This window comes from Turneriella parva DSM 21527 (assembly GCF_000266885.1).
Classification (GTDB): domain Bacteria; phylum Spirochaetota; class Leptospiria; order Turneriellales; family Turneriellaceae; genus Turneriella; species Turneriella parva.
The window spans coordinates 3,472,235-3,486,230 of record NC_018020.1 but is presented as its reverse complement, the minus strand read 5'-3'; the positions used below and the strand labels follow the sequence as shown (position 1 = coordinate 3,486,230).

General features: G+C 48.6%; 18 protein-coding genes. 5 read left to right on the top strand and 13 right to left on the bottom strand.

The window, feature by feature from the left end:
* The first annotated feature begins 53 nt into the window (after positions 1–53).
* The 5 genes from TURPA_RS16605 to TURPA_RS24360 all read left to right on the top strand — a co-directional run bounded on the left by TURPA_RS16605 (position 54) and on the right by TURPA_RS24360 (position 2,650).
* Positions 54–515, top strand: coding sequence for a hypothetical protein (locus tag TURPA_RS16605; RefSeq protein WP_014804461.1), 462 nt, complete (start codon positions 54–56; stop codon positions 513–515).
* Complete coding sequence (locus tag TURPA_RS22670; protein ID WP_014804460.1) at positions 505–714, top strand: hypothetical protein; 210 nt, start codon at positions 505–507, stop codon at positions 712–714. The genes TURPA_RS16605 and TURPA_RS22670 overlap by 11 nt, the downstream gene beginning before the upstream one ends.
* Before the next feature lie 259 nt (positions 715–973).
* Positions 974–1,159, top strand: a complete 186-nt coding sequence (locus TURPA_RS23520; RefSeq protein ID WP_157210542.1) for a hypothetical protein — start codon at positions 974–976, stop codon at positions 1,157–1,159.
* Between the two features lie 272 nt (positions 1,160–1,431).
* Positions 1,432–1,617 carry a hypothetical protein gene (locus TURPA_RS16595; RefSeq protein WP_083847899.1) on the top strand — a complete coding sequence of 62 codons (186 nt, stop codon included), beginning with the start codon at positions 1,432–1,434 and terminating at the stop codon, positions 1,615–1,617.
* Between the two features lie 847 nt (positions 1,618–2,464).
* Positions 2,465–2,650 carry a hypothetical protein gene (locus tag TURPA_RS24360; RefSeq protein ID WP_157210541.1) on the top strand — a complete coding sequence of 62 codons (186 nt, stop codon included), beginning with the start codon at positions 2,465–2,467 and terminating at the stop codon, positions 2,648–2,650.
* A 315-nt stretch (positions 2,651–2,965) separates the two neighbouring features.
* On the opposite strand, the gene TURPA_RS16585 is transcribed toward TURPA_RS24360, so the two are convergent.
* The 13 genes from TURPA_RS16585 to TURPA_RS16515 all read right to left on the bottom strand — a co-directional run bounded on the left by TURPA_RS16585 (position 2,966) and on the right by TURPA_RS16515 (position 13,781).
* Positions 2,966–3,361 (bottom strand): hypothetical protein, encoded by a 396-nt coding sequence (locus TURPA_RS16585; protein ID WP_014804458.1) that lies wholly within the window; start codon positions 3,359–3,361, stop codon positions 2,966–2,968.
* Positions 3,362–3,644: 283 nt separating this feature from the next.
* Complete coding sequence (locus TURPA_RS16580; RefSeq protein ID WP_014804457.1) at positions 3,645–4,031, bottom strand: hypothetical protein; 387 nt, start codon at positions 4,029–4,031, stop codon at positions 3,645–3,647.
* Positions 4,032–4,310: 279 nt separating this feature from the next.
* On the bottom strand, positions 4,311–5,045 hold the full coding sequence (locus TURPA_RS16575) for a hypothetical protein (protein WP_157210540.1): 735 nt from the start codon (positions 5,043–5,045) through the stop codon (positions 4,311–4,313).
* 329 nt (positions 5,046–5,374) lie between these two features.
* Positions 5,375–5,590: a BrnA antitoxin family protein gene (locus tag TURPA_RS24355; RefSeq protein WP_425358591.1), complete on the bottom strand. Its 216-nt coding sequence runs from the start codon at positions 5,588–5,590 to the stop codon at positions 5,375–5,377.
* Positions 5,591–5,612: 22 nt separating this feature from the next.
* Positions 5,613–5,885: a BrnT family toxin gene (locus TURPA_RS22650; RefSeq protein WP_014804453.1), complete on the bottom strand. Its 273-nt coding sequence runs from the start codon at positions 5,883–5,885 to the stop codon at positions 5,613–5,615.
* 330 nt (positions 5,886–6,215) lie between these two features.
* Positions 6,216–6,866: a hypothetical protein gene (locus TURPA_RS16560; protein WP_014804452.1), complete on the bottom strand. Its 651-nt coding sequence runs from the start codon at positions 6,864–6,866 to the stop codon at positions 6,216–6,218.
* Positions 6,867–7,186: 320 nt separating this feature from the next.
* Positions 7,187–7,975, bottom strand: coding sequence for an Lcl C-terminal domain-containing protein (locus TURPA_RS16555; protein WP_041948594.1), 789 nt, complete (start codon positions 7,973–7,975; stop codon positions 7,187–7,189).
* Between the two features lie 242 nt (positions 7,976–8,217).
* Positions 8,218–9,045, bottom strand: coding sequence for a hypothetical protein (locus tag TURPA_RS16545; RefSeq protein WP_014804450.1), 828 nt, complete (start codon positions 9,043–9,045; stop codon positions 8,218–8,220).
* 253 nt (positions 9,046–9,298) lie between these two features.
* Positions 9,299–10,027, bottom strand: a complete 729-nt coding sequence (locus TURPA_RS16540; RefSeq protein WP_014804449.1) for a flagellin — start codon at positions 10,025–10,027, stop codon at positions 9,299–9,301.
* A gap of 300 nt (positions 10,028–10,327) precedes the next feature.
* Complete coding sequence (locus TURPA_RS22645) at positions 10,328–11,053, bottom strand: DUF4184 family protein (RefSeq protein WP_014804448.1); 726 nt, start codon at positions 11,051–11,053, stop codon at positions 10,328–10,330.
* Between the two features lie 266 nt (positions 11,054–11,319).
* Positions 11,320–11,862 carry a hypothetical protein gene (locus tag TURPA_RS16525; RefSeq protein ID WP_014804447.1) on the bottom strand — a complete coding sequence of 181 codons (543 nt, stop codon included), beginning with the start codon at positions 11,860–11,862 and terminating at the stop codon, positions 11,320–11,322.
* 332 nt (positions 11,863–12,194) lie between these two features.
* Positions 12,195–13,025, bottom strand: a complete 831-nt coding sequence (locus TURPA_RS16520) for a hypothetical protein (protein WP_014804446.1) — start codon at positions 13,023–13,025, stop codon at positions 12,195–12,197.
* Between the two features lie 249 nt (positions 13,026–13,274).
* Entirely contained in the window at positions 13,275–13,781 is a 507-nt protein-coding gene (locus TURPA_RS16515; RefSeq protein WP_014804445.1) for a hypothetical protein, read from the bottom strand.
* Between the last annotated feature and the right edge of the window lie 215 nt (positions 13,782–13,996).

Sequence of the window (13,996 nt, the reverse complement as noted above, 5' to 3'; positions counted from 1 at the left end):
ATCGAGACTGTGAAAATTTGAACTATAATTAAAAAGTCGGTGCGAACCTGTCTATGTTAAATTCGGCAAGAAATCAGAGCCCACTGGATGAGAGGCAGATAGAGTTTTGCCGAATAGCCTGGGAGCTGTTAACGGGAGGGCAGGGTATTCCTCTAATTACCGATGAAGCCCAACTATACGCTTCTGAAACGCGTTTTGATGAAAATCGCAATGCCGTAATCTTAGGAGCCAATGCGTATCCAGGGGTAGGCGTTAGCGCAAATGCCCAGCTGTCCATGCTCACCTGTCTGGCACATGAGCTTGCCCACGCCGAGCGTTTTAGAATGGGCTTTAGAAGACCTTTTACACAGCCCGACATGTTGCTTGATGAAGCCGAAACTAGTTTGCATGCTTCGTTTTTCACTTTAGAATTAAGCGAGACCGACCGTATCCATTTGGTCGAAGATGCAAGAGATAGATTGAATTTGTATTTAGAATTGAAGTATGCAGAAAGGGGGAGCGTTTATGAAAGTTGAGAGTAGCGGCGTGGTTATGATAGGCACATGTGAAATTAAAGGTGAAAATTGTACGGCGAAAGGCACACCTGGGGCAATTACAGCAGTCTGGCGTGCCCCTGGGCGAAATCAAGTAAATGTTTGCCACAACTGCTTGAATGAACAAATTTCAAAAGGGATTTGGGAAATTGCAGGTGCCCGAATCATGAGTAAAACATGAAAATCTGAACAGTTTAATTGCGCCCGCATGGACGCGGGCGGATAACAAAGGCGCAACTATGTCAGAGAACGCGCAATTTTACAAGACGATTTGGGGTGTGCCGTCTTCGGCGCAACCCAAATTGTGTCGAAGGCGACTGCGGCGCGCCCGCCAATAAAGCTCAACTGAGCTGCGGGCGTCGACGCATCTTCGTCGCCGAGACCGAGCACGCCTTTCGCGTAGCGAATGGCGGCGCAGCTTGTAAAATCTGTTGCCCGCCGTGCCGGCTAGCGAGCGCTACAGAGCTTCGATCGGGCAGGGGCCAATCGCTCCCAAGCTCGCGATGCGTGGCCTGCGAAGCCGCAAATTCGACTTCGAACAAATAGAAGGATTTCTGACGCTCACGAACTTCGATACCAGGAGCGCCTACCGAGCAGTCGTGCTTGCGCCAGTCGCCAAACTCTAATCTTCACCCAAATAGCAAGCCGCAAGCTCGACTGCACACAGTGCTTCTTCTATTTTTCGGCCACGCATAGGCATGGCGGGCAACGCTTGATTTTACTAGACGATTTGGGGTGTGCCGTCTTCGGCGCAACCCAAATTGTGTCGAAGGCGACTGCGGCGCGCCCGCCAATGAAGCTCGACAGAGCGCGGGTGTCGACGCATCTTCGTCGCCGAGACCGAGCACGCCTTTCGCGTAGCGAATGGCGGCGCAGCTTGTAAAATCTGTTGCCCGCCGTGCCGGCTAGCGAGCGCTACAGACCTTCGATCGGGCAGGGGCCAATCGCTCCCAAGCTCGCGATGCGTGGCCTGCGAAGCCGCAATACCGAATTCGAACAAATAGCAGGATTTCTGACGCTCACGAACCTCGATACTAGGAGCGCCAACCGAGCAGTCGTGCTTGCGCCAGCCGCCAAACTCTAATCTTCACCGAATTAGCAAGCCGCAAGCTCGACTGCACACAGTGCTTCTTCTATTTTTCGGCCACGCATAGGCATGGCGGGCAACGTTGATTTTACGCTGACGTGCGCCTGCGGGTGTAAAGTGTTTTGCATTTCAACCATTGCGTTTTACGCGAAGCGCATGTGCCCGGAGCGCCTGCCTGAGGAGCACCAAACAAACGTCCCGTTTGTGCGACGAAGGCATCTTTGGCGCGCAGGGCCGAGCACGCGACCCAACGGAGTGGTCGCGGCGCAGCGCGTAAAATTTGTTCTATGTCGTTGCCGTCAAGCGGTCGCTTAGGGTAGGGCTGTGGCGTGTTCGCAAAACCCGCACTTTACCTGACGAGGCGCCAGAGGTTTTATCAAAGCGGAGTTCGCGAGCTCTCGGTAATTTCCGCCGCGTACGAATGAACGAAGGCTCGCGAACGTAGCGCAAGACGAAATCTGATCCATCGCGCCGACAACTCTTAGCGGGTTTTGCGAATGCGCCTGGGTAAAACTCTTGCAGCGATCGCGGAGCGTCGCGATCTTCATCTGTAGCGTCCGTTACACTACCAGCGTTGAAGCCTGGAGGGAGCTTACAATGAAGAGGCGCTCTTCGGCTTTTTCATCTCTTCGCGACGCTAGGCAATGACATAGAACGCTTGATTTTACAAGACGATTTGGGGTGTGCCGTCTTCGGCGCAACCCAAATTGTGTCGAAGGCGACTGCGGCGCGCCTGCCAATGAAGCTCGACAGAGCGCAGGCGTCGACGCATCTTCGTCGCCGAGACCGAGCACGCCTTTCGCGTAGCGAATGGCGGCGCAGCTTGTAAAATCTGTTGCCCGCCGTGCCGACTCGCGAGCGCGACGTCGCATCGATCGGGCAGGGGGCAATGGTTCTCAAGCTCGCGATGCGTGGCCTGCGAAGCCGCTTTACCGAATTCGAACAAATAGTAGGATTTCTGACGCACACAAACATCGAAGCCAGGAGCGCCAACCGAGCAGCCGTGCTTGCGTCAGCCGCCAAACTCTAATCTTTACCGAAATAGCAAGCCGCAAGCTCGACTGCACACAGTGCTTCTTCTATTTTTGGCCACGCATAGGCATGGCGGGCAACGTTGGTTTTACCTTGACGTTTTTGCTTGTGGCTTCTTAGACACAAGCAAAAATGTGCCCGAAGCGCCTGCCCGAGCCCGCCAATGCAGGCCCATTGGCCGGCGGGCGTAGGGCATCTTCGGCGCGGAGTGGCCGAGCACGCGAGGAGCTACGGCACCGCAGCGAGCGCAGCAGGTAAAACTTGTTGGGCGCTGTGCCGCCGTCAGCTGAGGCCCAATTACCGTCTAATATTCCTATTTCTTACCTCTGACGTGGTAGTAGCGAATTCTCGGCGCAAGATCCCCATATACGAGTATTAGAGCAATTATATTGCGTTTTTCGATTTCAAATTTGCCAACAAATAAGTCCCCAAAGGAGAGATTGTATTCAATAAGCTCCTTATTAATTTCATCGAGTATACCATTCTCATTGTCCTTTTTAGGCTTGTATGGTGCAATTTTGGCTAATTTCTTGGCGTCTAACATCTTTTCGAGAATTACCTCAAACACTGATTCGCCATGGATTTGAATGTCCGAGCCGAAGCTACCGACGTACTGTATTTTGGGTTCCTTCGCGGTTTCCGCAAAAACAAGGCTACTCGCCAGGAATATTTGCACAAAGAGAACAAGAACAGTTGGTTTTAGCTTCATAAGGCTCGTTTGCTCCTTTTTATTTGCCGCGTCAACATCACAGCTAATAGTTAAGGCGGCATTGCGCCCAACGTTGGTTTTACCTTGACGTTTTTGCTTGTGGCTTCTTAGTCACAAGCAAAAATGTGCCCGAAGCGCCTGCCCGAGCCCGCCAATGCAGGCCCATTGGCCGGCGGGCGCAGGGCATCTTCGGCGCGGAGTGGCCGAGCACGCGAGGAGCTACGGCACCGCAGCGAGCGCAGCAGGTAAAACTTGTTGTGCGATGATGGGGCGTCATGCAGGGTCAATTACCCATGACTACCAAGAATTGATTGCTCGCACCATGGCAAACTCGTAAAGCTTGTTCGCGAATCAAGAGGGCATACTTTCGGAGCAGGTCATCATTTGTCAACTCAGTCACAGTTTCTAACTCAGCAGCAAGGTCGTCGCATTGAGGCTTGTTAATGTTGTAAGTCCCGTAAACGTCCGGGATTAAGGCCGAAAAATGCATTTGATAGGCCGAGCCAAACAGAATAAGCCGAGAAAGTATTTCCTCATGTATCCATAGGGCTTCTGGAGGTTCCTCTGCATACTGATCATCGGAAATCTCGACATTTGAAATAAATACGGCGGCTAAGACGTCATGATCTTTGAGTCTTTCTTCATCGATATAGTAGGATTTTGGTTTCATGATCTTCGTGTGAGTAATGTAAGCCCCATTTTCGCACAACGTTGGTTTTACCTTGACGTTTTTGCTTGTGGCTTCTTAGACACAAGCAAAAATGTGCCCGATGCGCATGCCCGAGCCCGCCAATGCAGGCCCACTGGCCGGCGGGCGCAGGGCATCTTAGGCGCGGAGTGGCCGAGCACGCGAGGAGCTACGGCACCGCAGCGAGCGCAGCAGGTAAAACTTGTTGTGCGATGAATCTGCTTTTTTGGTGCGGCAAAACACGGATGTTTTGCCGGATGTCTATGGCTGAAGAGCTGGTAGTTTTATCGAAAAGAGTATATATAGAACCTCGGTTGATGTTAAGCGGCTTTTCTCCGGAATTCTCCCAAAGGGTTCAACCACTTTTAACCTGTACAGGCCTGTGCCGTTTTCAAGCCATAATTCATGAATGTAGGTGAACATATCACTGATTTTCACATAAAAGCCCTTTCTGGGGACATTAATGCGTTTTACGAGAGAATAGAACATTGGGTCTTCTCTGATACGTCGTTTCGCATATGACTGAACCGTAATGTTGGGAATAATATCAAAATGGATCGTAGTTGTGCATGCCTCGGAGCCGCGATTTTCTGGATCATTCGTTATGGCTATCTCTAAGGCTGGATCTACGAACGAATATCGCTCGAGGGGCAAAGGTGCCGGGGAAAGTGAATATGGTTTTTCATTCAGCATCTGATAGTTAGATCGAAAGCTAATCGCCTTAGGAAACTCTAGCTGCACGTTTGGTATTAGACTAACCGTACGCCATTCGCCTTGGGGCTTTTCAGCCTTCTCTGAATAAAGTTCGCTCTGGTCAAAATAATGCTCGGATTTCATATCGACGGGAATTGTAACTGGATACTTGTAGTCCGGCGGTATCTGGCTCGGGCTCGGTTGACGAATCCTTTGCATATAAGTCGTTTCGGGCTCTTCTTTGCATGCTACGAAAACAAAGCCTAGCCCGAGCAAAGCCAGGTATAACTTACTGATTCTCATGAAAGAAAGCATCTTGAATTCGCCTGCTTGGTCATCGGAAGCCGTGCCGACAGGACGTCGGCATGAAAAAGTAAGGTAAAATTTTTGCAGATTTTTCGCACAACGTGGATTTTACGCTGACGTTTTTTGACGCTTGTGTCATTTATTCAAATTGTAAAGCCGATTTGCGTCAAAAAATGTGGTCGTAGCGGCTCGCGGCGACGCGCGAAAACACACCTCCCGGTGTGCGCGTCGTCCGCGATCTATGCCGCGGAGACCCGAGCACGCGAGGAGCTACGGCACCGCAGCGGCGCAGCGCGTAAAATTTGTTGTCTGAAGTTCCCGACGCCCTACGCTCGGCCATAACGTTCCACGTATTTATCTACGAGGCTATTTATCATCTTTTGGTATGGCACGCCAAGCTTTCGACTTCGTACCTTAAAAAAGTCTACACTATCTTTGCTGAGATTCATGGTAACTTTTACTGTTTTTTTCTTGAAAACCAAGTCTTCGGGCTTAGGCAAGAAGTCTTCAACTATCTCCGAAGAATTGATAGCATCCGCCATATCTTTTGGGGCGCCCGTATATTTAGCTTTTCCTCTTATATTTCGCATTGCCTTCCCTCCAGTATCCTGCACCAAATATTCTGATTTTCTCACCTCTGAATGTGAATCTCACTGTTACAACCCTACCAGCTATCTTTCCATAGCAAAAGTACCTTTTCTCAGCCTTCGTGCTGTGTTTATGGTCAATGGCAATAACGCGCTTTGGGTCGTTGAATGCGTATTGAGCTTCTTCAAAGGATAACCCGTGTTTATCTGTATTTGATTCACTCTTCGCATCATCCCATTCAAATTCCATACCTTGATATGGGTGAATATATGTATCGCGCGGACGCGCGTCAATTTAAAGTCATAGCCTCAGGGGCGTCGGGAATTTCAGACAACGTTGGTTTTACCTTGACGTTTTGGCTGGAGGCGTCTTCGCCGCAAGCCAAAATGTGCCCGGAGCGCCTGCCCGAGCCCGCCAATGCAGGCCCACAGGCCGGCGGGCGCAGGGCATCTTTGGCGCGGAGTGGCCGAGCACGCGAGGAGCTACGGCACCGCAGCGAGCGCAGCAGGTAAAACTTGTTGGGCGCCGTATTTTGTAGCGATAAAGCAGAAAAGCACAAGGATGCGCTTTTCTGAGCTTTCACAATGTTAATTTCTTTCTCTTTTTCTTGCCAACGCCTTCTTTAATCAGGTTGGTAAACATGTCGGTAATGTCAGGTTCTGGCTTCGGTTCCAAGTGGCTATGATACTGCTGGCTATCAGGCCCCCAGTCGAAATACAAACCAGAGTTGCCAGCCCTGATCTGTTCAGCCTGAGTCTTGGTCACGGTGAATCGTGTATTGAAGAGTTCAATGACGCTATTTTGATCAACGATCTTGGCAAATACACGAAGTCGGTGTTCACCCTCGCTGAATTGAAAATCTGAGCTATCTCGCGGAAGTAAAAAATGATGATTATAGGTCAGACCTGTGTCATTTACGTAGAGACCGCTGCCTCGATACATCTGCTGCTCACCATACACCCAAATGGAAAAATTTTGCTTTGATTCGCCGCGTTCCAGAGCAATATGCATGCTCTCCACCACCAATCCACGTTTAGCTGTTGCATAAAGGAGCGTTCTGAGAAAAATCTTGTTATCTCCTTTCGCATCTGCTTTTCCGTCAGGCCCAAGATAAATCACGGTAGGCTGAGTCATCCGGAGCCGTCCCCTTCGGAAGAATGTTAACCAAGCAGTGACCAATGATATGGTGACCGCAACTAGCGAGATCGCGATTGAAATCCAGTTATTCATAAGCTAATACCAGACCTTGATTTATGGCTCGCCAAGGATGGCGAGGATTTTAAAAAAATATTTCAAAATATGGCGCCCAACGGTGGATTTACCTGACGTCGATGGTGCGCCGCACAATAAATGCAGTCTTCTTAGCGAAGCCGCTCTTGGCGCGCCATCGATGTGCCGCAGGTGGCTGCGTTGCGCCCGCCAATAAAGCTCGATAGAGCGCGGGCGTCAACGCATTTCAGGCCACCGGAGGCCGAGCACGCGAGGAGCTACGGCACCGCAGCGAGCGCAGCAGGTAAATCTTGTTGTGTGAAGTCGCATGTTCAGGTCTATTACTTTTCTGAGACACACCGAACTAAGCCCAGCATGGCATAGTTTGAATAGCTGGAGGCCGTACTGCCCACTTCGAAATGCACCGAAAAGACTGTATCTCGGTACGGGGCGGGTGAACGATCAGACGTTACGTACATGTTCGGGCTTGTATTCGGGAATATCGTGGCATCTATCGTTGGATAGACTGAGCCTTTGTTACATTGTTTGAAGTTTTTCAAAAGCGTTTGGGGACCCGCCGTGCACCTGACCAACGTCTTGAGCTCTAAGGCTGTGGGCAGCCGCCAATTTTTCCTACCTGCGAAAGACTGTTTATTTAAGGCTTCGCAGGCTTCTATGAATGGGCCCTTTATGAGCTTTTCACCTTTAAAATCGCTCGCCTCGAACTCTAATGATATGCCCGAAGCCTGACCGGTGCAATACTCATCAGGTGCCTGGCCTACAGAACAACGTTGCCAGATTAGCTCTTTAATCTCAACTGTCTTTGTGTCTATGTAGCTGCCCCAAACAAGATCTTCATCAAATGTCCAGCCGACAAAATCATGCCATTTAATAACTGCCCAGTGACCCCGGCGTTTTTGAATTTCTACCATTTCATCGTTTCGGAAAAGTATTTGTATCTGAGCCTGATATGGTACGGTCGCGATTATTTGCGAATCAGCGCGCGGAAGTCGGAATAGTTTTATACCTTGTTTGGGCTCAACCCATTTAATTGAACTCTTTGGCGGAGCGGTAAAAATGGGAATAACCAAAACAAGAGCGATAAGAAGTTTGTTACAATTTGTCTTCATGCGATTTCACACAACGTTGGATTTACCTGACGTCGATGGTGCGCCGCACAATGAATGCAGTCTTCTTTCGAAAGCCGCATATTGGCGCGCCATCGATGTGCCGCAGGTGGCTGCGTTGCGCCCGCCAATTAAGCTCGATAGAGCGCGGGCGTCAACGCATTTCAGGCCACCGGAGGCCGAGCACGCGAGGAGCTACGGCACCGCAGCGAGCGCAGCAGGTAAATCTTGTTGGCTGACGTAAGCTATAGTTTAAATACCCTCTTGTGCTTCTTGCCCTTGTCATTTTTGTAGGTCAAAGTAAGGCGAGCCTTTTTCCCGAATTCTTTAATGAGAAATATTTCATCACCATTATTAAGGGTAATTGATTCCTCGTAAAAGTTGTTTTTCGTCCCCGTGAATTCTCTGAAGGTTGAGTCAATCTTAATAGGCTTGGTGGTAAACCGACTTTTCTCAAACTCGTGACCGTAAATATCCGTAAAAACTAGATCAAAAAACTTTACCGGCCCCTTATGGATTGTATCTGTTGTGACATTTGAGATTCTCGTATCAAAATCACGCTTGTCTACCGAAACAAAACCTAGCCTATTGAGTGCAGTATCAAAATCGCTTTTTAAGCGGCTGTATTGCTTCGGTAGCTTTATGGGGGAAAATTCAAATATCTTGGTTTTCCGATCAAACGCCATGGTATAGCACCAGCTTGAATAGCAGCCCACATAATGATTGATAACGTACTTGAGTATAGGGACGACGCCAAACTTGGCACCTAACTTTTCATCCCAATCTAGGCCATTCTTAATTCGCGGATTAATAGCAACACGAATTTCCCAGGATAAGTCGCCTACACAATGATAACTCCGAATTCTTAGCTTCCGGTCTTTCAGGACTTCCAAGAGGTCGTCGCAATGCAGAAACTTTATTTCTACTGCGGGTAGTTGTTTCGTTTTGAAAATTTCGAGGAAAATCGCTTTCTTCTGCTTAAGGGCGTCAAACCCTTCAAATTCGCGTAAAAGACCGAGACGATTGTTAGCGTACAACGTTCTGCATCTTGAAATTAGTCTTTTCGGAATCATATTTTCTAGCTTATGTCAGCCAACGTTGGATTTACCTGACGTCGATGGTGCGCCGCACAATAAATGCAGTCTTCTTAGCGAAGCCGCTCTTGGCGCGCCATCGATGTGCCGCAGGTGGCTGCGTTGCGCCCGCCAATAAAGCTCGATAGAGCGCGGGCGTCAACGCATTTCAGGCCACCGGAGGCCGAGCACGCGAGGAGCTACGGCACCGCAGCGAGCGCAGCAGGTAAATCTTGTTGTCTGACGTCGTCGCCTAGGGAGCCACTTTTTTATGAGTATTTCTTCTGGTTTCTATAGATTCTATACCCTGCTTAAGCGCTTGAGCTTCTTTATCGAGGCCCGTCATAGCGAATTCAAATTTTTCCGCATCTGCAGATATGTCTGCCCGCTGTTTTTTGACTCGTTCCAAAGCATCATTGAACACACCAATGGCATCTGAGCCTTGTAGAGCAGTGGAAATTGATATTTTGGCCCCAGCTTCACTGAGGCGCATGGCGCTAGATGTCATCGTAGCAAGGAAAATTCGATGGCGGGAATTCGGGGTCATATCAATTTGAAACCACATAGAGGCTGTTTTGCTTGTTCTTGCATAGTCGCCCAGGAAAAGACGCATATGCTTATACGATGAGTCTTTAGCTACCCGATCCAATTCATCGATTAGACTGGATACTGTAACTTGTGCCATCTGCCTATCAAAGGCGCTATCTGTACCATTAGTGGCTTTCAACGCAAGTACTTTCAATCGCTCTGTAATACCTTGCATTTCGGCAAGATAACCGTCAGCTACGTTCAACATAGTAATGCCTGATGCAAGATTTTCCTGCGATTGTTGAATCTGCCGAAGCCGGGCTTTCATCTGGGCTGTTACGGAAATTTTAGCTTCATCGGGCTTATTAAAGTTTGATGGTCTACTGACAGCATTCTTGGTATTGCCAACTGGCTGCGTAGCTTTTGGAGATTTGCTCAGCGCATATATTTCCATGATCAATTATCGGTCATTTCGTTAAAGTGTATTATACTCAAACCTAAGCTCTTTTCAGAACAAATAATTTGGCGACGATTTCAGACAACGGTGGATTTACCTGACGTCGATGGTGCGCCGCACAATAAATGCAGTCTTCTTACAGAGCCGCTCTTGGCGCGCCATCGATGTGCCGCAGGTGGCTGCGTTGCGCCCGCCAATAAAGCTCGATAGAGCGCGGGCGTCAACGCATTTCAGGCCACCGGAGGCCGAGCACGCGAGGAGCCACGGCACCGCAGCGAGCGCAGCAGGTAAATCTTGTTAGCTGCCGTACCGCATGCGGGGAATGCCTGCGAGTACGAGGCTTATTAAGCCTGCAGTATGTAACCAGACTATCTTGTTGCCTATTGAATGCCTATGCCCTTGATCCGGGATAAAGCACCATAAAAGCGAAAAGGTAGTAATAAAGAAAAACGCTAACGGGAACCAATATTTCCAGGGTGTTGCTTCTGCGGGCACCTCAGGGGTTGGTTGCAGCCAAAATAAGTACAGACCAAGCGCCACCAAACCTATCGCCGTTGAGAAATGTTGCGCAAACTTATATAGCGGGATACTGCCCAGTTGGGAATTACTCAGCAATGGCATCAATTTAACGAAATACCCAGATTCATGAGTAAAGCTATCCCATATTATGTGAGAAAAGCTGCCAAAAACTAACCCAAGGCAGCAAAAAAGCCATTGATTAAACCCTTTTACTTCCGAACTATATACTGAACCCAAACGTATGCGAAACCATTGAGGCATGTTGGCCAACAGTGGTTTTTTAATTACAACTTGCCACAAAATGGTCAAAATAATACCAATCGGCAGGCAAAAAATAAATTGCCCCAAAACGGTATGGCTGATTGTACTCGTAAGTTGTGCGCGCAGAAAATATTCAAAATCTGGTGTTAGACAGCCAATAAAGAGCCCCGTAACAAATGCTGCATTTCGGCTATATCGCAGCACTGGTAAAATTATTGCAGGATGTGCTATGGTCAGTGGCATGAGTTTAGTTTTGCGGTATGGCAGCTAACGGTGGATTTACCTGACGGCGATGGTGCGCCGCACAATAAATGCCGTCTTCTTAGTGAAGCCGCTCTTGGCGCACCATCGATGTGCCGTAGGTGGCTGCGTTGCGCCCGCCAATTAAGCTCGACAGAGCGCGGGCGTCAACGCATTTCAGGCCACCGGAGGCCGAGCACGCGAGGAGCCACGGCACCGCAGCGAGCGCAGCAGGTAAATCTTGTTGTGCGCAGTAGGCTGAGCATGTGCTATTTTAAAGGATTCTTAAGCCCATTAACCAGTCTTTCTCTGCTGATTTCAGGAAATCTCTTAAGCAACTCCTTGCTATCTGTATCAAATTCATTATTAATCTTGTAGTAGACTGTGCTTTGCCTAGGCATTGAGACGAAAGAATAATTGATTTGGCCGATGTATGCGATACAACCCGCACAAACGTTCCATTTGTTCTTTAATTTTGCGTAAACAGGTGGGTTCTCAAAGTCCAACTGACGCCCACCGGATAAGCCTATTGCCGAATAGTTTCCTGGTTGTACTTCAAACAGGGCTAATTGAGGCTCTAGTTCTGTCGAAAAATACATAGAGATTTTCTCGTTCTTGTCTGTGTTATGTGCTAACCAGCGTCCAGGATCGCCTGAAGTGGGGCCTAAATAACTGAAAGCAATATACCCCATTTTGTCTGACAATACAATTGGCTGTTTTTCTTGAAACGCATCCTTCTTGACTTGATAGCTTCCGCATCTCGCGAGGCTTAAGCATGTTAGAGTAAACAATAAAGCAATTCGTATCTTCATCTTGTAGTCCCCTCATTCTTAATTCTGTAAACTGATTTACGCGCCTATAGAAAGCACAAGCTTAAAGACGGCGTCAAGTAAATTGTAAGCCTATTGCGCACAACGTTGGATTTACGAGAAGTTTTGGCGGCGCACTATGTCAATTATTTATTACGGTAAGAGCATATTTAGCCGCCAAAATTTGCCCGAAGTGCCTGCCCGAGCCCGCCAATGCAGGCCCACAGGCCGGCGGGCGCAGGGCATCTTTGGCACGTAGGGCCGAGCACCCGAGGAGCTACGGCACCGCAGGGAGCGCAGCTCGTAAATCTTGTTGTATGCAGTGTGCGTGGCGCTTATTGCGAGCTTCCCATGGATCTTTGCATATCGGCTGCCTGCTTCTTGGGGAGTTTCAGCATCCCCTCCAGAAAGAGTGAAAAATTGTTCAAGAAGTCCCTTTGCTCGGGTTCTGTTTTAAGTGAGTTGAGATTAGAAAACTGACGAACGAGCTCGGGATGGGCGCGTAAATATGCGGTTCGATACGTTTCAAGGTAGTATGAGCCAAAGGAATGTTCTTTATTGGTTGGATTGACCATCGATGATCTAACCAATTCGCGTACGGTGCTCATAAATTGTTTCATGATTTCTTTTTGCTCTGGTGGAAGAGAGGTATACTGCACTGAGCCGAATGTTTCCGGAAAAATTAGCCGAACGCCGTTATTTGGTGAAACATCACTTAGCTTTCTAATTGTCCGTATAGTGTTGGATAAATGTGCAAGAAGTGCATCGTCTGATGCGGCTCGATAGTATTTTGCGGATAATCTGGCTCCGGCTGATCTACCCAGCAAATCTACCTTTTCTTGCGGTCCATTTGGGTACGCTTGAATGATCTTAGTCATTTCATCTAAGAATGCTTCATAAGTTGGCGGATCAAATTCTCTAATCGCATCCACCATGGGACGTGTCATTTCATCCTCTAGGTAAGGCTTTAATTGTGCTTTAATATCCTGTCCTTTGAAGGTTGGTAGAATAAAAGCGTTTCCCAATGCAGTGAAAACGGACATAAGTATAAGGCCTACTATCTGCGCAGCTTTCTTACGCTGCGTACCGAGTATCCGTGATGCGAGGAAGAAACCTATAAATCCTGCAACGCCGCCGATTAAAGCTGATCCTAGAATTGAATTCATTTGCTGCCCCTTATTAAAGCTTTAAGAACAAAAAATTCGCACATTGCATACAACGCGGATTTTACAAGACGTTTTGACTTGATGCGTCTTCGCTTCAAGTCAAAATGTGGGTGCAGCGGCTCGTGGTGGCGCACAAAACAAGCGTCCCGCTTGTGCGCCATCCACGATCTTCGCCGCGCAACCCCGAGCACCCGAGGAGCCACGGCACCGCAGGGGCGCAGCTTGTAAAATTTGTTGTGTGCAGTGCCGCTAGTGAGTATGCCATGCATTGAAATCTGATTCGAAGCGTAGTGAGAATAATATCTCTTTCAGAGCCTGTCTGGGATGATCAGTTTCTTCAATAAAAGAAACCATGATGTCCCCAACTAGCTGTGCTTGTAGATTGATTAGCTTAGCTTTATAGGTCTTATCTTTCGCCAACGCCTTATAGGTTTTGCCTGCGAATTTTGGTTCCAGCTTCTCTAGAATTTTCTTTGCGACTGGAGCCGAATCAACCTCCCCACCGCGGAAATGCCCGCGCATGCGTTGTTGGAGGTGTTGAGTCCGACCAACATAGAAGATCGAGCTATGGATTCTTGTATTATATTTCTGGTTAAATTGCTTTAGAGTTTTGGCTTTGAAAATATATATGCCCACCTCGCCAATTTTCGGTGCAGTTTCTTTTGAGAAAAATGAGCGCGGCTCATGCCAATCCATGAAAGTATATTCTGCTACCTCATCGTATATATTCTTGTATCGTTCAAAATCTTTAATCACAAATCTTATCCTCTTGAAAAACTTTTTGCGGCATTGCACACAACGTTGGATTTACCTGACGTCGATGGTGCGCCGCACAATAAATACGGTCTTCTTACGGAAGCCGCTCTTGGCGCGCCATCGATGTGCCGCAGGTGGCTGCGTTGCGCCCGCCAATTAAGCTCGATAGAGCGCGGGCGTCAACGCATTTCAGGCCACCGGAGGCCGAGCACGCG